The sequence below is a fragment of the Curtobacterium sp. AB7 genome (assembly GCF_044909335.1).
In the GTDB taxonomy this organism is placed as follows: domain Bacteria; phylum Actinomycetota; class Actinomycetes; order Actinomycetales; family Microbacteriaceae; genus Curtobacterium.
This window is the reverse complement of record NZ_JBIYED010000001.1, coordinates 119,444-140,221: the sequence shown is the minus strand read 5'-3', so window position 1 is coordinate 140,221 and position 20,778 is coordinate 119,444. Positions and strand designations below refer to the sequence as shown.

The following is a 20,778-nucleotide window of genomic DNA, read 5'->3' as shown; positions in this document are numbered from 1 at the left end:
GGCAGACGACGAACGCCCCGCTCCGGTGGGGAGCGGGGCGTTCGGGGTGCAGTCGGCTCAGCTGCGGTAGTTCGGCGCCTCGACGACCATCTGGACGTCGTGCGGGTGCGACTCCTTGAGCCCGGCGGCCGTGATGCGGACGAACTTGCCGCGGGCCTTGAGCTCCGGGATCGTGCGGCCGCCGACGTAGAACATCGACTGCCGGAGTCCACCGGTGAGCTGGTACACGACGTTGCCGACCGAGCCGCGGTAGGGCACCTGGCCCTCGATGCCCTCGGGGATCAGCTTGTCGTCGTTCGGGACGTCGGCCTGGAAGTAGCGGTCCTTCGAGTACGAGGTCTTCTTGCCGCGGGTCTGCAGTGCACCCAGGGAGCCCATCCCGCGGTACGCCTTGAACTGCTTGCCGCCCACGAAGACCAGGTCGCCGGGGGACTCGTCGGTGCCGGCCAGCAGCGAACCGAGCATGACGGTGTCGGCGCCGGCCACCAGGGCCTTGGCGATGTCGCCCGAGTACTGCAGGCCTCCGTCGGCGATGATCGGCACACCGGCCTCGCGCGCAGCGAGGGAGGCTTCGTACACCGCGGTGACCTGCGGGACACCGACGCCGGCGACGACGCGGGTGGTGCAGATCGAGCCGGGTCCGACGCCCACCTTGACGGCGTCGACACCGGCGTCGATGAGCGCCTGCGCGCCGGCACGCGTCGCGACGTTGCCGCCGATGACGTCGATGTCCGCGAAGGACGGGTCGGCCTTGAGGCGGCGCACCATGTCGAGCACGCCTTCGCTCTCGCCGTTGGCGGTGTCGACCACGAGCACGTCGACGCCCGCGTCACGCAGGGCCTCGGCACGCTGCCAGGCGTCGCCGAAGAAGCCGATCGCGGCACCGACGCGCAGTCGGCCCTCGTCGTCCTTGGTGGCGTCCGGGTACTGCTCGCTCTTGTCGAAGTCCTTGACGGTGATGAGGCCGCGGAGCTTGCCCTCGGCGTCCACCAGCGGGAGCTTCTCGATCTTGTGCTGCGCGAAGATCGCGATGGCCTCTTCGGGGTCGATGCCCTCCATCGCGGTGATCAGCGGCGCCTTGGTCATGACGTCCCGCACGAAGGTGGTCGACTGCTCGAAGGTCGCCACGAACCGCATGTCGCGGTTGGTGATGATGCCGACGAGGGTGCCGTCCGCTTCGACCACGGGCAGGCCAGAGACGCGGAACTGTCCGCAGATCGCGTCGACCTCGGCCACGGTGGCGTCCGGGGTGGTGGTCACCGGGTTGGTGATCATGCCCGACTCGGAGCGCTTGACCTTGTCGACGTAGGCGGCCTGGTCCTCGATGGAGAGGTTGCGGTGGAGGATCCCGATGCCGCCCTGCCGCGCCATGGCGATGGCCATGCGGGCTTCGGTGACGGTGTCCATCGCTGCGGAGAGCAGCGGGACGTTGACGGAGATCCGCCTGGTGAGCCGGGACGCGGTGGACGCCTCGCTCGGGATGACGTCGGTGTGCCCCGGCAGGAGCATGACGTCGTCGTACGTGAGTCCGATGAATCCGAACGGATCCGGCTGGTCCATGGGTCCCCTTCGTGGGCGAGTGAAGTGGTCGAGACACCGAGAACGCAACGGCGGGTTCCGGATAGGACATGGTAACGCGCGTGGGCCGTCCCGCTATTCCGCGTTCCGCCTGGGAGAACGGATCGCGGCTCTCCTCCACACAGGTCACGGTTGCGCGACGACTCACAGCGGGAACGAGTTGGAAACACGGGTGTCACACAATCCCCATAACGTCACTCGACATCCGAACGAGAGGCTCTTCCGTGGGATCCATCACTCCTCCGGGACGGGCGCAGCCGCGCCTGTTCCGCCTCCGCCAGGCCCGGCGACGACCGGTCCTGGCGGCCGTGCTCGTCGCCGCGTTCCTGGCGACCTTCCTGATCGACTGGGCGGTCACCCTGCCGGCCTTCAGCGCCACGTCGGCACCGGCGACCAGCCAGGCCTGCACCGTCAGCCCGACGAACGGGTGCATCCAGGGCACGATCACCGACTCCGAGCGGGAACCGGCCGTCGACGTCGACGTCGACGTCGCCGGGCCCGGCGGCTTCGCCGAGACCGCCACCACGAACGACGACGGCCGCTGGTCGGTCAGCGTCGACGAGGCCGGCGAGTACACCGTCAGTGTCGACCAGGACACCCTGCCGAAGGGCCAGTACCTGACGAACGCGGCGGATGCGGAGCGCAAGGTCCAGGCGACCCTGAACGCCAACGTCGGACAGATCTTCCAGCTGTCCGACCAGAAGGGTGCCACGACCACGACGGACTCGTCGAGCGTCAGCCCGCAGCGGGCCTGGCAGCAGTTCGCCTCGGGGATCCGCCTCGGCCTGCTCATCGCGCTGGCGTCGATCGGGCTCTCGCTCATCTACGGCACGACGGGGCTGTCGAGCTTCTCGCACGGCGAGCAGGTCACCCTCGGCGGGCTGCTGGCCTACGTGTTCGCGAACCAGCTCGGTTGGAACATCTGGGTGACCGGCATCGTCGTCACGCTGCTGTGCGCGGCGACCGGGTACCTGCAGGACGCCGGAATCTGGCGGCCACTGCGGCGCAAGCGGATCAGCCTCACGCAGCTCATGATCGTGACGATCGGTCTGTCGATCGCCGCCCAGTACGCGTTCCAGTACTTCTTCGGCGCCGCGACCGTCCGGATCCAGCAGGGCAACCCCGAGACCGTCCGGTTCGCCGGGGTCACGCTCACGGTGCAGTCCTACGTGGCGATGGGCATCGCGCTGGTCGTCCTGATCGCCACCGGCCTGTTCCTGGCGAAGACCCGCTTCGGCCGGGCCACCCGCGCGGTGTCGGACAACCCGGCGCTCGCCGCGGCGTCGGGCATCGACGTCGACCGGGTCATCCGGTTCGTGTGGACGCTCGCCGCCGGTCTCGCCGGCCTGTCCGGCGTGATGCTCGGCCTGGTGCTGAACGGCGTGAACTGGCAGACCGGCCTGCAGCTGCTCCTGCTCATGTTCGCCTCGGTGACCCTGGGCGGTCTCGGGACGGCCTACGGCGCGCTGGTGGGGTCGATGATCATCGGCGTCGTCGTCGAGCTCACGAACCTCGTGCTCCCCGGTGACTTCAAGTACGCCACCGCCCTCGTCATCCTCATCCTCATCCTGCTGTTCCGGCCGCAGGGCATCTTCGGCCGCGCCGAGCGGATCGGCTAAGGGAGCACGCGCATGGACTACATCCTCAACCTGCTGTCCTCGCTCACCCAGGAGGCCCTCGCCCCGACCACGGCGGCGTTCGCCCTGGCGGCCATCGGACTGAACGTGCACTTCGGCCTGACCGGGCTCGTGAACATGGGTCAGGCGGCGTTCCTGCTGCTCGGCGCCTACGGCTTCGCGATCTCGATCACGAACGGGCTGCCGTTCGTGATGGCCGTGCTCATCGCCCTGCTCGTCGCCATCGTGTTCGCGATCATCCTCGGCGTCCCGACGTTGCGGCTCCGCGGCGACTACCTGGCGATCGTGACGATCTCCGGCGCCGAGATCATCCGCATGGTCGGCCGCTCCAGCCTGCTGACCACGACGACGGGCGGCTCCAACGGCATCACCGGGTCGAGCTACCGCGACCCGTTCACCGCGCTGAGCCCGCTGCCGGACGGCACCACGACCATCCTCTGGTTCACCTACGCGAACAACGGCGTCAACGGTTGGTGGATCCGCATCGCCGCCTGGGCCCTCGTCGCGTTGTTCACCCTCGTGCTCTTCCTGCTCATGCGCAGCCCCTGGGGCCGTGTCCTGAAGGCGATCCGCGAGGACGAGGACGCCGTCCGCTCCCTCGGCAAGAACGTCTACTCGTACAAGATGCAGGCGCTCGTGTTCGGTGGTGCGCTCGGCGCGATCGCCGGGATCATCTACGTGCTGCCGAGTTCGGTGCAACCGGACGCCATGGGCCGCTCGATGACCTTCTTCATCTGGACGGCACTCATCCTCGGTGGTGCCGCGACGGTGTTCGGTCCGGTGCTCGGTGCGGTGCTGTTCTTCGTCGTCCGGCTCTTCATCCGCACCCTGGCCGGCGACTTCATCCCCGACTCGATCATGAACGCCCAGCAGGCCGAGCAGTTCTCGTACGTGCTCGTCGGCGTCGCGCTCATGCTCCTGATCGTGTTCCGACCACAGGGCCTGCTCGGCAACAAGAAGGAGCTGACGTTCAGTGTCTGAGACCTACGGCTACACGAAGGCCGACCCGATCCTCACGGTCGACGGCGTCACCCGGCACTTCGGCGGCATGACCGCCGTGGACGTCGACCACCTCGAGGTCCAGCGCGGCTCCATCACGGCCCTGATCGGCCCGAACGGCGCCGGCAAGACGACCTTCTTCAACCTGCTGACCGGCTTCGACAAGCCCAGCCCCGGCGCCAGGACGCAGTTCAACGGCGCCACGCTGCAGAAGACCAGCGCGACCCACATCGCCAACCGCGGCATGGTCCGCACCTTCCAGCTGACGAAGGCGCTGTCGCGGCTCACCGTGATGCAGAACATGCTGCTCGGCGCCCGCGACCAGCCCGGCGAGAACTTCTTCGCCGCGCTCGTCAAGCCGGTGTGGGCGAAGCGCGAGCGGGAGATCACCGCGAAGGCCGAGGACCTCCTCGCCCGCTTCAAGCTCGACGACAAGGCGGACGACTACGCCGGTTCGCTGTCCGGCGGCCAGCGGAAGCTCCTCGAGATGGCCAGGGCGCTGATGTCCGACCCGACGATGATCATGCTCGACGAGCCGATGGCGGGCGTGAACCCTGCGCTGACGCAGTCGCTGCTCGGGCACATCCAGTCCCTGCGCGACGACGGCATGACCGTGCTGTTCGTCGAGCACGACATGCACATGGTCCGGCACATCTCGGACTGGGTGGTCGTGATGGCCGAGGGCAAGGTCGTCGCCGAGGGCCCTGCCGACACCGTGATGGACGACCAGGCGGTCATCGACGCGTACCTGGGTGCGCACCACGACACCGACCTGGGTGACGACTCGCTCCTCACCGAGGAGACCTTCGAGGAACTGGCGGAGGAAGTCGCGGAAGAAGACGCGGCGGACGCAGCAGCAGAGGAGAAGACCCGATGACGGACGCAGTCGACCCCACGGACGGGAGCAGCGCCTCCAGTCCGGAAGCGCCGAAGGCGAGCACCGCCACGCTGGAACGCGAGCCGGTGCTGAGCGCGAAGAACCTCGTCGCCGGCTACCTGCCGGGGGTGAACATCCTGAACGGCTGCGACCTGGACTGCTACCCGGGCGAGCTGATCGGGATCATCGGGCCGAACGGTGCGGGCAAGTCCACGCTGCTCAAGGCCCTGTTCGGTCTCGTGTCGATCCGTGAGGGCTCGGTCACGCTGCAGGGCGAGGACATCACGAACCTCAAGGCGAACAAGCTCGTCCAGGCCGGCGTCGGCTTCGTCCCGCAGACGAACAACGTGTTCCCGTCGCTGTCCATCGAGGAGAACCTGCAGATGGGGCTGTACCTGCGGCCCCGCAAGTTCGCCGAGCGCCTCGAGGTCATCTACGACCTGTTCCCGGTGCTCGCGCAGCGCCGCGGCCAGCGGGCGGGATCCCTGTCCGGCGGTGAGCGACAGTCGGTCGCCATGGCACGTGCGCTGATGATGGACCCGAAGGTGCTGCTGCTCGACGAGCCGAGCGCCGGGCTGTCCCCGGTGCGCCAGGACGAGACGTTCCTGCGGACCCGCCGGATCAACAAGGCCGGTGTGTCGATCGTGATGGTGGAGCAGAACGCGCGACGCTGTCTGCAGATCTGCGATCGTGGGTACGTGCTCGACCAGGGGAGGAACGCGTACTCGGGCACGGGGAAGGAACTCGCGGACGACCCGAAGGTCATCGAGCTGTACCTCGGGACGCTCGCAAAGGACGTCGACGCGGGGCGCTAGCGCACTGTGTCGACTGCGGGTACCGCTGTGGGGGTGGTATCCGCGACGGGTGGGGCCGTGCGTGGTCGCTTCGCGCCGCACGGCCCCGCTCCTGCACGTGGGGCCCGTCGGCTCGCGACGGTGCGTGGGGCCCCGTCGGCTCGCGACGGTGCGTGGCCGGTCCGGACCGGACGGGAGGCCCGCCCCGCGTCCGCCGGGTCGGTATCGTTCCGCAGGTGCAGAGACTGTCGGCGGGTGCGATGGACGCCCTGGTGTGGGTGGTCTTCATCGCGCTGTTCGTCGGTGCGGCGCTGCTCGTGAAGGTGGCGGCTGCGCTCCTGGTCGTGCTCGTGGTGCTCGCGCTCCTGCTCGGCTTCGTGCTGCGGGTGCTCCGCAAGCGACGCCGGACCCCGCGCCGTCCCCGCTGACCCCGCGGCCCGCCGCCCCCGCCGCCCCGCGGCCCCTGCCCTGGTCCGCACCGTCCGGTCCGTGCACGCCCCCGGACCTGCCCGGTAGGCTTGCCGGGTGAGCGAAGTCGAGATCGGTGCAGGCAAGCGCGGACGTCGGGCGTACGCGTTCGACGACATCGCGGTGGTCCCCTCCAGGCGCACGCGTGACCCGCGCGACGTCAGCGTGCAGTGGTCGATCGACGCGTTCACCTTCGCGTCGCCGATCCTCTCCGCGCCGATGGACTCCGTGTCCTCGCCGGCCACGGTCATCCAGATGGGCAAGCTCGGGATCCTGGGCGTCCTCGACCTCGAGGGGCTGTGGACCCGCTACGAGGACCCGACGCCCTACTACGACGAGATCAAGTCGCTCACCGACGGCAACGTCACGAAGCGCATGCAGGAGATCTACTCCGAGCCGATCAAGCCGGAGCTGATCACCGCTCGCCTGGCCGAGATCCGCGCCGCCGGGGTGCCGGTCGCCGGCTCGCTCAGCCCGCAGCGCACGCAGGAGTTCTCGAAGACGGTCGTCGACGCCGGTGTCGACCTGTTCGTCATCCGCGGCACGACGGTCTCGGCCGAGCACGTGTCGCAGAACGAAGAGCCCCTCAACCTCAAGAAGTTCATCTACGAGCTCGACGTCCCGGTGATCGTGGGCGGTGCCTCGACCTACACGTCGGCGCTGCACCTCATGCGCACGGGAGCCGCCGGTGTCCTCGTCGGCTTCGGTGGCGGTGCTGCGTCCACCACGCGTGCCGCGCTGGGCATCCACGCGCCGATGGCCACCGCGGTCGCCGACGTCGCGGGTGCGCGACGTGACTACCTCGACGAGTCGGGTGGCCGCTACGTGCACGTCATCGCCGACGGCGGTCTCGACACCGCCGGCGACGTCGTCAAGGCGATCGCGGTCGGTGCGGACGCCGTCATGCTCGGCACCGCGCTCGCCCGTGCCACCGAGGCACCGGGTGGCGGCTTCCACTGGGGTGCCGAGGCGCACCACCCGGAGCTGCCCCGTGGCCGCCGGGTCGAGGTGGGCACGATCGCCCCGCTCGAGAACGTGCTGAACGGCCCGACCCCGACGTTCGACGGCCGCGCCAACCTGGTCGGTGCGCTGCGCCGCTCGATGGCGACGACCGGGTACTCCGACGTCAAGGAGTTCCAGCGAGTAGAAGTGGTCGTGGCGCCGTACCACCAGTGACCACGGTGGCACCCGTGCACCGACGCGGGTGACGCTTCGGCGCCGACCGTGACCCGGAGGCGACGATGGCGAAGTCCAGCACCACGAAGCAGACCAGTTCGGCCGGACGTCCTGGCGACGTCGTGCCGGGGGCGGGGTTCGACCCCGCGGGCAAGCTCGGCCCCGACGAACGCGCGGCAGCGATCGAGACCCTCAAGACGAAGGAGCTCGACGTCCTGGTCGTGGGCGGCGGCATCGTCGGTGCGGGCAGTGCGCTCGACGCCGTCACCCGTGGTCTGACCGTCGGCATCGTCGAGGCCCGTGACTGGGGTTCCGGCACGTCGAGCCGTTCGTCGAAGCTCGTGCACGGTGGCATCCGCTACCTGGAGCAGTTGAACTTCGGGCTCGTGCGCGAGGCCCTCATCGAACGTGGCCTGCTGCTGCAGCGGATCGCCCCGCACCTGGTGAAGCCGGTGCGCTTCCTGTACCCGCTCAACCACCGCGTGTGGGAGCGGTTCTACATCGGCATCGGCATGGCGATGTACGACGCCTTCAGTTGGTCCGGCGGTCGTCCGCCCGGGGTCCCGCACCATCGGCACCTCAGCCGCGCGCAGGTGCTCCGCTCGATGCCGTCGCTCAAGAAGGACGCCTTCGTCGGCGGCATGACCTACTACGACGCCCAGGTCGACGACGCCCGCTACGTGGCCTCGCTCGTCCGCACGGCGGCGTCCTACGGTGCGCACGCCGCGAGCCGGATCCGGATCGAGGGCTTCATCAAGGTGGGGGAGCGCGTGGTCGGCGCGCAGGCCCACGACATCCAGACCGGTGAGCGGTTCGAGATCCGCGCGAAGCAGGTCGTGAACGCCACGGGCGTCTGGACGGACGACACCCAGGCGATGATCGGCACCCGCGGGCAGTTCAAGGTGCGGGCGTCGAAGGGCGTGCACCTGGTCATCCCGCGCGACCGGTTCCAGTCGAACATGGGCATGATCCTGCGCACCGAGAAGAGCGTGCTGTTCGTGATCCCGTGGGGCCGGCACTGGTTGGTGGGCACGACCGACACCGACTGGTACCTCGACAAGGCGCACCCGGCGGCGACCGCGGCCGACATCGACTACATCCTCGAGCACGTCAACAAGGTGCTGCGCGTCCCGCTCACCCGTGAGGACGTCGAGGGCGTCTACGCCGGCCTCCGTCCCCTGCTGGCGGGGGAGTCCGACCAGACCTCGAAGCTCAGCCGCGAGCACGTCGTGGCGCACACGGTGCCCGGACTCGTCGTGGTCGCCGGCGGCAAGTGGACGACCTACCGGGTGATGGGCAAGGACGCCATCGACGAGGCGGTCGCCGCGATGGACGGCAAGATCCCGGCGTCCACGACCGAGGACATCCCCCTGCTCGGGGCCGAGGGCTACCCGGCCGCGTGGAACCGTCGCGCACGGACCGCCCGCAGCTTCAACGTGCACAAGGTCCGCATCGAGCACCTGCTGAACCGCTACGGCACCCTGGCCACCGAGGTGCTGCAGCTCGTCGAGCAGGACCCCGCCCTGGCCGAGCCGCTGCCGGGAGCCGACGACTACATCGGCGCCGAGGTCGTGTACGCCGCCTCGCACGAGGGAGCCCTGCACCTGGAGGACGTCCTCGCCCGCCGCACCCGCATCTCGATCGAGGCCTGGGACCGCGGTGAGTCGGCGGCCCCGGTCGCCGCGAAGCTCATGGCCGACGTGCTCCGCTGGGACCAGGAGGCCACCGAGCACGAGGTGTCGAACTACCTGAAGCGCGTGGCCGCGGAACGCGAGTCGCAGCTGCAGCCCGACGACGAGAGCGCGGACCGGGTGCGGCTCGAGGCACCGGACATCGCGTTCGGCTTCGACGAGGACGACGTCGTCGTGGGCGGCGGCCGCAGCAGCGGCGCCGAGGGCGCGAAGGCGTCCGACGAGCAGGTGGTGGGGGAGAAGACGAGCGAGCCGGAGTAGCGACCCGCGGACGCGGACGCGGCCACAGACCTCTCCCCACCGGCACGGCCGTGACGCCGCTGGCGCGTCGCCCCGGAACCGGCGGCGTGGGCCCAGACCGGGAACACCGGACGGGAGGCCCGTGGCGCGTCCGTCAGATGACGCGCGCCCGCAGGGCGGCGCGGCGCACGTGCACCGCCTGGCCGACGACGAGCACGACCGGCACCGCGATCAGCGCGACGAGACTCGTGACGTACAGCACACCGGCCCAGATGGTGTGGTCCCCGCCGCCGATCCCGTAGCCGTCCGCGACGTCCATGCCGAGTGCGAACCCGCTCCAGAACGACGCCGGAGCACCGAACGCGACGACGGCGAGCAGCACGGCCGCCATCACGTGTGCGGTGGCGCGGGTGATCAGCAGCAGCACGGAGAGTCCGGCGGCGAGCAGGACACCGACTGCGGCGACCACGATGACGATCACCGTGTCGGTCCGCACCGAGAAGCCCTGGCGGGTGAGCTCGGCGTGGATCTGCGCGAGCGACTGCCCGGGCACAGCGCCGAGCGGATCGAGTACGAGCGCGTTGAGCGCCAGCAACCCCGCGTACAGCGTGACGACCAGCGTCCCGACGACCCCGACGACGATCCGAGTTCTCCCCATGCGGTGACGATAGCGGCCCGGCAGGTGTGGAATGGCCGGGCACCACCGGTGGTTATCATCGGGGTACTCGAAAAGGGAGCCATCATGGTCGACGTCCATCGCGTCAAACTCCCCGGAGTCGGCGTGTTGCACACCTTCTACACCGACGACGGTGGCAAGTGCGGTGTCATCACGCACCGGTCGGGTCACTCCGACCTCATCTCGTTCGCCGACGTCTCCGACGGCGCGGACAAGTCCGAGAAGGTCTCGCTGCGCCTCAGCGAGGACGAAGCCCGCACGCTCGCCGAGCTCCTGGGCGGCACCCGGATCACCGAGGGCCTCGACAAGCTCGACGAGATCCCCGGGCTGTCCATCGACTGGTTCTCGGTCGACTACGACGACGCGATCGCCGGCAAGCCACTCGGCGACCTGCACGACTCGGGCTTCATCGGCCTGACCGTGGTCGCCGTGGTCCGTGGCGACAGCGCCAACCCGGCACCCTCGTCGGACTTCGTCGTCTTCCCCGGTGACACCATCGTCGTCGCCGGTTCCCCCGAGAAGGTCGCCAAGGCCTTCTCCTTCTACCGCAGCGGAGAGCTTGCGGCCGCATCGGCCGAGGCCCCGCGGAAGAGCTAGCGCATGCACCTGGGCGGTGAACTGCTCACCATCGGTGTGCTGTTCGTCATCGCCTACGTGCTCGGGCGGCTCGGCAAGACCATCGGTCTGCCGGCGATCCCGATCTACATGATCGTCGGGCTCATCGCGAGTCCGCACACCCCGTGGATCGGGCTCAACGTCGAGTCGCACACGATCGAGCTCATCGCGACGTTCGGGCTCATCCTGCTGCTGTTCAACCTCGGGTTGGAGTTCGACCAAGAGGAGTTCTACGGCAACGCCGGCAAGCTCCTGGTGTCCGGCGGCACCTACGTCGTCATCAACATGGGCGTCGGGTTCGCGTTCGGGTTCTCGCTCGGCTGGGGCACCCGGGAAGCCCTGATCATCGCCGGCATGACGGCCACCTCGTCGAGCGCGATCGTCACGAAGCTCCTCATCGAGCTGCGACGACTCGCGAACGACGAGACCCCGATGATCCTGGGCGTCACGGTCATCGAGGACGTCTTCATCGCCATCTACCTGGCGATCGTCTCGGTCGTGCTGTCCGGCGACACCAACGCCTGGGCCGTCGTCGGCAAGCTCGCGCTCGCGTTCGGCTTCCTCATCGTGATGTTCACGCTCGCCCGGTTCGCCGGCAAGTGGGTCTCGAAGATCTTCGCGACGCGTGACGACGAACTGTTCACGGTGTTGTTCTTCGGGCTCGCCGTGATGTTCGGTGGCATCGGCGACCTGCTCGGCGTGACCGACGCCATCGGCGCGTTCGTCATCGGTCTGCTCTGCGGCGCCACCCGGTACCGCGACCGCATCGAACAGCTCGCCCTGCCGATGCGTGACGTCTTCGCCGCGTTCTTCTTCGTGAACTTCGGCCTCGGTCTCGACCTGTCGACCTTCGGCGAGGTGCTCTGGCCGGTCCTCGGTGCGATCGGCATGACGGTCGTGCTCAACGCGGTCGCCGGGCAGATCGTCGCGCGCATGAACGGCTTCAACGTCCAGCAGGGGATCAACACCGCCGTCATCCTGGTGAACCGTGGCGAGTTCGCGCTGATCCTCGCAACGCTCTCGGCTGCCGCCGGACTGGAATCCCGGATCACCGCGTTCGCGGGCCTCTACGTCCTCGTCATGGCGATCCTCGGGCCGTTGCTCGCTGTGAACTCGGAGCGGATCGGCCGCCTCGTGGTGCGTCCCGCCCGCCTCGCACGCCTGCGCGGGCGACTCGGGGGCCGTCGAGCGGTCGCCGCGGCTGCCGCCGCCGAGTCAGCAGAGGCCGAGGAAGCGTCCGCCGCCGCGGTCCGTCGTGCCGAGCGGGACCGTCAGTTCGCGGAGGAGTTCGCGCTCGTGGAGGCCGCTGGCAGGGACGAGCAGGAGAATGGGTCACCGGAGGCGACCGACGAACCCGTCACGTCGCCCGTCGAGATCCCCACCGAGCGCCCCGAGCGTCCGGTCCGACAGCGCGATCCGGAGTACTGATACAGATGTGGGCCGTTGCCCGACGACCGAGGTGGATCGCGCTGCTGTTGCTGGCGCTCGTGCTCGCGGCGGTGTTCGCCGGGCTGGGCAAGTGGCAGCTGGAGCGGAGCATCGCCAACGGCAAGCCGCTGCCGGCGACCACCGAGACCCGCAAGACGCTCGAGGCGGTCACCGCTCCCGAAGAACCCGCGAGCGAGACCATCGCCGGCCAGAAGGTCACCGTCACCGGCACGTTCGTCGCCGGTGACACCACGATCCTGACCGGCCGCACCGGGGGTGGGACGTACCAGACCGTGGGTCACCTGGTGGACTCGGATGGTGGGGCGAGCCTCCCGGTCGTCATCGGGTGGTCCGACCAGCGGTCGGCCGCCGTCGCCGGTGGTGACCGCCTGGCGGACGGGCAGACGCTCACGGTGCAGGGCCGGTACTACCCCGCCGAGTCGCCCGACCAGGACACCTACAAGCAGGCGGAGTACTCCGCCGTGGCGCCCGCGCGCTTCGTGAACACGTGGAAGGCGTTCGACGACCGGATGTACCTCGGGTACGTCGTCGCCGACGGTGCCACCGCGCAGGCCGCCGACCTCGGCACCATCGCCGACCGGGCACCGTCGCGCGAGGTCCAGTTCGACTGGCTGAACCTGTTCTACGCGATCGAGTGGGTCGTCTTCGCCGGCTTCGCGGTGTTCCTCTGGTACCGGTTCGTGAAGGACGCCTGGGAGCGCGAGGAAGAGGAGCGGCGTGAGGCTGCCCTCAGCGTCGACGGGGCCCTCGCGGACCGACGGTAGGCTGGTCGTCATGGCCTTGACCGTCCGAACCCGCGACATCCCGAAGATCCCGGGTGCGGTGAAGTGGTACCGCGTCTCCGCGTACATCACCGGTGTGCTGCTGCTGGCCCTCGTGATCGAGGTCATCATCAAGTACACGCCGCTCCAGCTCGAGATGCAGCTCGGCAACGGCCCGTTCTTCGTGCCGAACGGCACGGCCGGTGAAGCACCCGGCACGTTCAACCTGTCGATCGCGATCCTCATCGCGCACGGCTGGCTGTACGTCCTCTACCTCTTCACGGACTTCCGTCTGTGGAGCATCATGCGCTGGAAGCCCTCCCGCTTCCTGCTCATCGCCCTCGGTGGCATCATCCCGTTCATGTCCTTCGTGGTCGAACACCGCATGCAGCAGAAGGCCATGGACACCTACCACGAGCTGATCGCTGCCCAGCAGCGTGAGAAGGAGGCCGCTCGGTGAGCGAGACCGAACAGCGTCCCGTCCTCGTCGTCGACTTCGGGGCCCAGTACGCGCAGCTCATCGCGCGCCGGGTCCGTGAAGCGAACGTCTACAGCGAGATCGTCCCGCACTCCATCACGGCGGAGGAGATCCGCGCGAAGGACCCCGCAGCCATCGTGCTGTCCGGTGGTCCGTCGTCCGTGTACGAAGCAGGTGCACCGTCCCTCGACGGCGACATCCTCGACCTCGGCGTCCCCGTGCTCGGCATCTGCTACGGCTTCCAGGCCATGGCGACCGCCCTCGGTGGCGAGGTCGCGAACACCGGCCTGCGTGAGTACGGCGCGACGTCCGTCGACGTCAGCGGGACCGACAGCGTCCTGCTCGGCGGGCAGCCCGGGTCCCAGGTCACGTGGATGTCGCACGGCGACTCCGTGGCGAAGGCCCCCGAGGGCTTCGAGGTCCTCGCGTCGAGCGCGTCGACCCCCGTCGCGGCCTTCGCGTCCGACGAGCGCAAGCTCTACGGCGTGCAGTGGCACCCCGAGGTGAAGCACTCCGAGCACGGCCAGGCCGTCCTCGAGAACTTCCTCCACCGCGCCGCCGGTCTGCCCGGTGACTGGAACTCGAGCAACGTCATCGACGAGCAGGTCGCCCGGATCCAGGCCCAGGTCGGGTCGAACCGTGTGATCGCCGGCCTGTCCGGCGGTGTCGACTCCGCCGTCGCCGCAGCCATCGTGCACAAGGCCGTCGGTGACCAGCTCACCTGCGTCTTCGTCGACCACGGGCTCCTCCGCGCCGACGAGCGCAAGCAGGTGGAAGAGGACTACGTCGCCTCCACCGGTGTCCGGCTCATCACGATCGATGCCGAGCAGCAGTTCCTCGACGCCCTCGCCGGCGTGAGCGACCCCGAGCAGAAGCGCAAGATCATCGGGCGCGAGTTCATCCGCACGTTCGAGGCCGCGGCCGAGGCGCTCGTGCTCGAGGCGCGTGGGGACGGTGACGACGGCGAGGTCAAGTTCCTCGTGCAGGGCACCCTCTACCCCGACGTCGTCGAGTCCGGCGGCGGAGCGGGGACCGCGAACATCAAGTCGCACCACAACGTGGGCGGCCTGCCCGAGGACATGACCTTCGAGCTCGTCGAGCCGCTCCGTGCGCTCTTCAAGGACGAGGTCCGTGCCGTCGGTCGCGAGCTCGGTCTGCCCGAGGTCATCGTCGGCCGCCAGCCGTTCCCCGGACCGGGGCTCGGCATCCGCATCGTGGGTTCGGTCGACAAGCAGCGACTCGAGCTGCTCCGCGCCGCCGACAAGATCGCGCGCGAGGAACTCTCCGCAGCGGGCCTCGACGGGGAGATCTGGCAGTGCCCGGTCGTCCTGCTCGCCGACGTCCGCTCCGTGGGTGTCCAGGGTGACGGCCGCACGTACGGGCACCCGATCGTGCTCCGTCCGGTCTCGTCCGAGGACGCCATGACCGCGGACTGGGCGCGCCTGCCGTACGACGTGCTCGCGAAGATCTCGAACCGCATCACGAACGAGGTACCCGACGTCAACCGGGTCGTGCTCGACGTCACGTCGAAGCCGCCGGGGACGATCGAGTGGGAGTGACGCTCCCCTGAACGACCGGAGGCCCGGCACGCCCTGCGTGCCGGGCCTCCGGTCGTCCGGGCGTGCGTCCGGGGCCGGGCGCGCGTGCGCTGCCAGGGACCGTCGAGTGGCCACAACACCCCGCGGGCCCGTTGCCGAGCGGTCACGAACTGTCGGCTGGCCCCGGCCCGGACGACACTTCGTGACCACTCGCCGGGCGACTGGCGGGATGTTGTGACCGGGCGGCGGAGCGAACGTGGTCGCCCAACGGCCCGGGAACGACGAAGGGCCCCGGCAGCGCCGGGGCCCTTCGTGTACGCGGTGGTACTAGTTGCGCGCGCTGCTCGCGACGATGGCGAGGATGCGCAGGATCTCGAGGTACAGCCAGACGATCGTCATGATCAGGCCGAACGCCGCGGTCCAGGCGTAGATGCGGGGAGCTCCACGACGGACACCGGTCTGGATCTGGTCGAAGTCGAGGATCAGCGAGTACGCCGCCATGACCACGACGAGGATGCCGATGATCACGCCGAGCGGGATGCCGAAGACGGTGATCCCGAGGGCGCCGAACGCGGTGTTCGTCACCCCGGTCCACATCAGGACCAGGTTGATGAGCGAGAACACCATGTACCCGACCATGGCGACGAGGAAGAAGCGCGTGGCCTTCGGTGTGGCCCGGACCTTGCCCGATGCGAACAGCGCGAGCGTCACGGCGAAGACACCGAGCGTCCCGAACACTGCCTGGGTGACGATGCCGCCCCACATCGAGTTGTACGCGCCGGAGATGCCGCCCACGAACAGACCCTGGGCGAACGAGTACGCCAGGACGAGGCCCGGTGAGGGCTTCTTCTTGAACATGTTCACGAGCGCCAGGACGAACCCGACGACGGCGCCGATGATCCAGACGATCGGGGGCAGGTTCCAACCGGCCACTGCACCGACGACGAGCACGCCGAAGGCGAGCAGCGTCTTGACGATGGTGTCCTCGTACGACATGCGGTCGGTGTCGACCGTCGATGCCGCCGGGCGGTCGTACATGTACTGCAGCTGCTCGGGGGTCATCCCGCCCTGTGCCTGCTGCGGGGTCTGTCCCCAGCCGGCCTGCTGCTGACCAGCGCCACGCCCGCCCCAGGTGTTGGCTCCCTGGGCGTTGAAGGCGGGGGACTGGTCGAAACCGGGCTTGAAGGCCATGGTGTCCTCTTCCTAGGAGATATGAGTCCTCTCAGCCTAGGTGCGCTCGGTCGCGGAAGGCTGAGGATTCGCGGCGAGCGGACGCGGGCCCGGAGGCCCTGACGATGGCAGCCTATGGGCGCCCGCTGCACGCACGCCTCGAAGACGTCGAGAGTCCGCTGTCCAACGCGCCGAGCCGGACGGCAGCGCCGGGTGGAGCCAGGTGACGAGCGCCACCGAGATCGTCATGAGCAGGAACCACGCGACGATCTTCGTGGGGGACACCGGGTGCCAGACGGCGAGCTGCGCGGGGTAGCTCCACGCCCCGGCCCAGGTCGCGACGTTCTCGGCGAACCAGATGAACACGGCGACGAGTCCCATGGCGACGAGCACCGGCATGCGCATCGTCGTCCGGTGGATCCGGACGTGCATGGTCGTGCGGGCGAAGAGCAGCACGACGAGTGCGAGCAGGACCCAGCGGGCGTCGGGCAGGAAGTGGTGCCCGAAGAAGTTCAGGTACACGCCGGCAGCGACGACGGCGAGCAGCCACTGCCGCGGGTACCGGTCGAACCGCAGGTCGAACAGGCGGTACACGCGGACCATGTACGACCCGACCGCGCCGTACATGAACCCGGAGAACAGCGGGACCCCGGCGATCACGAACAGCCCGCCGGGTTCGTACGACCACGAGCCCATGTGCGTCTTGAAGACCTCCATGGCGGTGCCGACGACGTGGAAGAGCAGGACGACCCGGAGTTCCCGCACGGTCTCGAGTCCGAACACGAGCATGCCGAGCTGCAGCAGCACCGCCACGACGGTCAGCGCGTCGTTCCGGAACGCCGCCGGCACGGTCAGCGAGGCCACGGCCATCGAACCGAGCAGCAGTGCGCCGAACGCGCACGCCCACGCCTGCTTCGCGCCGAACACCAGGAACTCGGTGACGAACAGCCGGACGGGCCGGTGCGGTTGGTGCCCGGCGTCGAGCAGTCGGCGGGCGGCACGGTCGATCCTGGCCTCGACGGCGGTGGAGAGCGATCGGACGGTCATGCAGCGATGGTCAGCGCCGATGCTGAGATGCACGGGCTCCGGCCGGGTGCGTGTGTCCCGCGACACAGGACGGTCCGCCGTCACCCTGGCCCAGTAGGGTCGCGCCATGACCCTCGTGATCGCCCACCGCGGTGCGTCCGGCTACCGCCCCGAGCACTCGCGGAGCGCGTACGAACTCGCCATCGAGCTCGGTGCCGACGCGATCGAGCCGGACCTGGTGCCCACGAAGGACGGCGTGCTCGTGCTCCGCCACGAGAACGAGGTGTCCGGCACCACCGACGTCGCGGACCACCCGGAGTTCCGGCACCTGCGCACGACGAAGACCGTCGACGGCCAGAGCCTGTCCGGCTGGTTCACCGAGGACTTCACCTGGGCCGAGCTGCAGACGCTCCGCACCCGGGAACGTCTGCCCGCCCTGCGGCCCGGGTCGGCCGAGCACGACGGTGAGGAGCCGATCCTGCGCCTCGAGGACCTGCTCGCGATCCTCGACGCCGCGCCTCGTCCGGTCGGGCTGGTCGCCGAGGTCAAGCACGCGGCGTTCTTCGACCGCGCGGGCTTCCCGATGGGCGAACTCGTCGACCGCACGCTCGGTGACGCCGGGTGGCGCCGTGACGAGCGGCTCACGGTCGAGAGCTTCGAGAAGGGCGTGCTCCGCGACCTGCGCGAGCGGCACACGGGTGGTCGGCTGGTGTACCTCCAGGAGGCCCGTGGCAGCGCCGCCGACGAGGTCGCGTCCCACGGATCGCTCGCCCCCACCTACGCTGCGGAGCGTTCCGAGGACGCGCTCGCGTCGTTCGCGACCGAGTTCCACGGCATCAGCGTCGACCTCGGAACGCTGATGGCCGGGGTGGACAGTGTCGCGCTCGAGGACCCGACGCCGGTCCGGAGCGCGATCGTCGACCGTGCGCACGCCGCGGGCCTCGCGGTGTACACGTGGACGCTCCGTCCGGAGAACCGGTTCCTGCCCGGGCCGCTGCGCCGGGGCGGGGACGTCGCGGCGTTCGGCGACTGGGAGCGCTGGTACACCTCGGTGATCCGGACCGGCCTCGACGGGGTGTTCGCGGACCACACCGACCTGGCGGTCCTCGCCCGGTCGGCTGTCGGGGGTCCCGCTTAGACTGTCCCGAACATGACGATCGTGCTCGACCCCTTCGAATCGACGCCCGAGCCGGGCGCCGGTGCCCGTGCGTACGAAGACCCGTTCACCGCGGGTCTGAACCCCCAGCAGAAGGAAGCCGTCGAGTACCGCGGCGAGTCCCTGCTGATCGTGGCCGGTGCCGGATCCGGCAAGACGAGCGTCCTCACACGCCGCATCGCGCTGCTGCTCGCCAACCGTGAAGCCTGGCCGTCGCAGATCCTCGCGATCACCTTCACGAACAAGGCCGCGGCCGAGATGCGTGAGCGCGTCCGGGCCCTGGTGGGCGGCGAGTCCGACGGCATGTGGATCTCGACGTTCCACTCGGCGTGCGTGCGAATCCTCCGGCGCGAGGCCGAGCGGTTCGGGTTCGCGCAGTCGTTCACGATCTACGACTCCGCCGACTCCAAGGCGCTGCTGAAGCGGATCATCAAGGACCTCGAAGCGGACACGCTCGGGCTCACCGTGGGCGCCGCGGCGTCGAAGATCTCGAAGCTCAAGAACGAGCTGCAGGACATCGACTCGTACGCGCGCAACATCAACGTGAACGACCCGCAGGAAGTCATGTTCACCGAGGTCTTCCGTCGGTACACGAACGACCTGCGCCGGGCGAACGCCTTCGACTTCGACGACCTCATCGGCCAGACCGTCTTCCTGTTCCGGGCGTTCCCCGAGGTCGCTGCGCTCTACCAGCGGCGCTTCCGATTCATCCTGGTCGACGAGTACCAGGACACCAACCACGCGCAGTACTCCCTGATCCGCGAACTCACGCGTCCGGTGCCGGTCGAGCAGGTCGACAAGCTCGAGGACTCCGGCCAGCACGTCGCCCGCATGCGCGAACGCGACGGGTCGATCGCCGGAGCGTCGCTGACCGTCGTCGGCGACTCGGACCAGTCGATCTACGCGTTCCGCGGGGCCGACATCCGCAACATCGTCGAGTTCGAGCGCGACTTCCCGAACTCCAAGGTGATCCTGCTCGAGCAGAACTACCGCTCGACGCAGACCATCCTCGACGCCGCGAACGCCGTCATCGCGAACAACTTCGACCGTCAGGCGAAGAACCTGTTCACGGACGTCGGCGCGGGCGAGAAGATCGTCGGCTTCACCGGGTACACCGGCCACGACGAGGCCCAGTTCGTCGCCGACGAGATCCAGCGCCTGCGCGAGGACGGCATGGACTACCGCGACATGGCGGTGTTCTACCGGACCAACTCGCAGACCCGTGCGCTCGAGGAGATCTTCATCCGCGCCGCGATCCCGTACCGGGTGCTCGGCGGCACGAAGTTCTACGAGCGCGCCGAGATCAAGGACGCCATGGCGTACCTGATCACCGTGGCGAACCCCGCCGACCCGATGGCGCTCCGTCGCGTGCTCAACGTGCCGAAGCGCGGCATCGGCTCCGTCACCGAGACGACCCTGCAGCGCTACGCCGACGAGCACGAGACCACGATGCGCGATGCCCTGCGGCACGCGGGCGAGCTCGGCTTCGGGCCGAAGGTGCGGAACGCCATCACCGAGTTCGCGGCGCTGCTGGACTCCGTGTCCGAGAAGGCCCCGACGCAGCCGGTCGTCGACACCCTGACCCAGCTGCTCGACGGCTCCCACCTGCTCGAGAACCTACGGAAGTCGCCCGACGCGCAGGACGCCGCCCGGGCCGACAACATCGACGAGCTCGTGGCGGTGACGCGCGAGTTCCAGAAGAACAACCCCGAGGGCACGCTGACGGACTTCCTGACCGAGGTGTCGTTGGTCGCGGCGGCGGATGAGCTCGACGACTCGTCCGGCACGGTGTCGCTCATGACGCTGCACACGGCCAAGGGGTTGGAGTACGAGGCCGTGTTCCTGACCGGGGTCGAGGAAGACCTGCTGCCGCACCGGATGTCCGCGAACGAGCCGGGTGGCCCGTCGGAAGAACGCCGGCTGTTCTACGTCGGCATCACCCGCGCGAAGAAGGTCCTGTTCCTGTCACTGGCGATGACCCGCGCCCAGTTCGGTGACGTCAACGTCGCCATGCCGTCGCGCTTCCTGCAGGAGATCCCCGAGGGGCTCATCGAGTGGAAGCAGTCGCCGGGCATGGCGAACAGCCGTGGCGGCACGCAGCCCCGTGCGCTGAACGCGAAGCGCGAGGGCGGCATCGGCGGGGGTGGCGGCGGCGGTGGCTACCGCGGTGGCGGCGGCTGGGGCGGTGGCTCGTACGACCGCGCGGCCGCTGCGTCGAAGACCCGCCCGAAGACCGAGTGGGCGAACCGGGTGTCCGGCCAGGTCCGCGACAACGGCGACATGGAACTCGTCGCCGGCGACCGGATCAAGCACGTCGACTTCGGCGAGGGCACCGTCTCGGCGGTGACCGGCCAGGGCGCGAAGCGCATCGCCGAGATCGCGTTCGACTCCGCGGGCCGCAAGAAGCTGCTCATCAAGATCGCGCCGATCGAGAAGCTCTAGCCAGAGC

Annotated in this window: 18 protein-coding genes; 14 read left to right on the top strand and 4 right to left on the bottom strand. The window is 69.2% G+C overall.

Going from position 1 to position 20,778, the window contains the following annotated elements; genetic code table 11:
- Nucleotides 1-57: 57 nt before the first annotated feature.
- Nucleotides 58-1,560: an IMP dehydrogenase gene (gene guaB / locus ABH929_RS00690; protein ID WP_123293173.1), complete on the bottom strand. Its 1,503-nt coding sequence runs from the start codon at nt 1,558-1,560 to the stop codon at nt 58-60.
- 242 nt (nt 1,561-1,802) lie between these two features.
- Between guaB and ABH929_RS00685 the strand changes: the two genes are divergently transcribed.
- The 7 genes from ABH929_RS00685 to ABH929_RS00655 all read left to right on the top strand — a co-directional run bounded on the left by ABH929_RS00685 (nt 1,803) and on the right by ABH929_RS00655 (nt 9,481).
- On the top strand, nt 1,803-3,197 hold the full coding sequence (locus ABH929_RS00685; RefSeq protein ID WP_404559777.1) for a branched-chain amino acid ABC transporter permease: 1,395 nt from the start codon (nt 1,803-1,805) through the stop codon (nt 3,195-3,197).
- 12 nt (nt 3,198-3,209) lie between these two features.
- Nucleotides 3,210-4,196, top strand: coding sequence for a branched-chain amino acid ABC transporter permease (locus ABH929_RS00680; RefSeq protein ID WP_263055343.1), 987 nt, complete (start codon nt 3,210-3,212; stop codon nt 4,194-4,196).
- On the top strand, nt 4,189-5,091 hold the full coding sequence (locus tag ABH929_RS00675) for an ABC transporter ATP-binding protein (RefSeq protein WP_205463308.1): 903 nt from the start codon (nt 4,189-4,191) through the stop codon (nt 5,089-5,091). Before ABH929_RS00680 ends, ABH929_RS00675 begins: the two co-directional genes overlap by 8 nt.
- Entirely contained in the window at nt 5,088-5,906 is an 819-nt protein-coding gene (locus ABH929_RS00670; RefSeq protein ID WP_404559776.1) for an ABC transporter ATP-binding protein, read from the top strand. The genes ABH929_RS00675 and ABH929_RS00670 overlap by 4 nt, the downstream gene beginning before the upstream one ends.
- Before the next feature lie 215 nt (nt 5,907-6,121).
- Entirely contained in the window at nt 6,122-6,313 is a 192-nt protein-coding gene (locus ABH929_RS00665; RefSeq protein WP_123936942.1) for a hypothetical protein, read from the top strand.
- Nucleotides 6,314-6,410: 97 nt separating this feature from the next.
- A complete protein-coding gene (locus tag ABH929_RS00660; protein WP_123293181.1) occupies nt 6,411-7,529 on the top strand; it encodes a GuaB3 family IMP dehydrogenase-related protein in 1,119 nt (372 codons plus the stop codon).
- A 65-nt stretch (nt 7,530-7,594) separates the two neighbouring features.
- Nucleotides 7,595-9,481, top strand: a complete 1,887-nt coding sequence (locus tag ABH929_RS00655) for a glycerol-3-phosphate dehydrogenase/oxidase (protein ID WP_404559775.1) — start codon at nt 7,595-7,597, stop codon at nt 9,479-9,481.
- A gap of 133 nt (nt 9,482-9,614) precedes the next feature.
- Here ABH929_RS00655 and ABH929_RS00650 read toward each other — a convergent pair whose 3' ends face one another.
- Nucleotides 9,615-10,118, bottom strand: a complete 504-nt coding sequence (locus ABH929_RS00650; protein WP_404559774.1) for a hypothetical protein — start codon at nt 10,116-10,118, stop codon at nt 9,615-9,617.
- 84 nt (nt 10,119-10,202) lie between these two features.
- Between ABH929_RS00650 and ABH929_RS00645 the strand changes: the two genes are divergently transcribed.
- From ABH929_RS00645 to guaA, 5 genes are read left to right on the top strand one after another with little or no spacing between them, the layout of a single operon-like run.
- Entirely contained in the window at nt 10,203-10,733 is a 531-nt protein-coding gene (locus ABH929_RS00645) for a cation:proton antiporter regulatory subunit (protein WP_194651291.1), read from the top strand.
- Nucleotides 10,734-10,736: 3 nt separating this feature from the next.
- Nucleotides 10,737-12,179: a cation:proton antiporter gene (locus ABH929_RS00640; RefSeq protein ID WP_404559773.1), complete on the top strand. Its 1,443-nt coding sequence runs from the start codon at nt 10,737-10,739 to the stop codon at nt 12,177-12,179.
- A 5-nt stretch (nt 12,180-12,184) separates the two neighbouring features.
- The gene (locus ABH929_RS00635) at nt 12,185-12,964 is read left to right on the top strand and encodes an SURF1 family cytochrome oxidase biogenesis protein (RefSeq protein WP_404559772.1); all 780 of its coding nucleotides are present in this window, start codon (nt 12,185-12,187) and stop codon (nt 12,962-12,964) included.
- 10 nt (nt 12,965-12,974) lie between these two features.
- The gene (locus ABH929_RS00630; RefSeq protein ID WP_111083416.1) at nt 12,975-13,421 is read left to right on the top strand and encodes a DUF3817 domain-containing protein; all 447 of its coding nucleotides are present in this window, start codon (nt 12,975-12,977) and stop codon (nt 13,419-13,421) included.
- Nucleotides 13,418-14,998 carry a glutamine-hydrolyzing GMP synthase gene (gene guaA, locus ABH929_RS00625; protein WP_404559771.1) on the top strand — a complete coding sequence of 527 codons (1,581 nt, stop codon included), beginning with the start codon at nt 13,418-13,420 and terminating at the stop codon, nt 14,996-14,998. Before ABH929_RS00630 ends, guaA begins: the two co-directional genes overlap by 4 nt.
- A gap of 306 nt (nt 14,999-15,304) precedes the next feature.
- Here the strand turns inward: guaA and ABH929_RS00620 are convergent, their stop codons facing one another.
- Nucleotides 15,305-16,168 (bottom strand): Bax inhibitor-1/YccA family protein, encoded by an 864-nt coding sequence (locus ABH929_RS00620; protein WP_123339495.1) that lies wholly within the window; start codon nt 16,166-16,168, stop codon nt 15,305-15,307.
- Between the two features lie 36 nt (nt 16,169-16,204).
- A complete protein-coding gene (locus ABH929_RS00615) occupies nt 16,205-17,194 on the bottom strand; it encodes a DUF817 domain-containing protein (RefSeq protein ID WP_404559770.1) in 990 nt (329 codons plus the stop codon).
- A gap of 106 nt (nt 17,195-17,300) precedes the next feature.
- On the opposite strand from ABH929_RS00615, the gene ABH929_RS00610 reads away from it, so the two are divergent.
- The gene (locus ABH929_RS00610; RefSeq protein WP_404559769.1) at nt 17,301-18,311 is read left to right on the top strand and encodes a glycerophosphodiester phosphodiesterase family protein; all 1,011 of its coding nucleotides are present in this window, start codon (nt 17,301-17,303) and stop codon (nt 18,309-18,311) included.
- A 12-nt stretch (nt 18,312-18,323) separates the two neighbouring features.
- A complete protein-coding gene (locus tag ABH929_RS00605; protein ID WP_173168912.1) occupies nt 18,324-20,771 on the top strand; it encodes a UvrD-helicase domain-containing protein in 2,448 nt (815 codons plus the stop codon).
- Nucleotides 20,772-20,778: the final 7 nt, after the last annotated feature.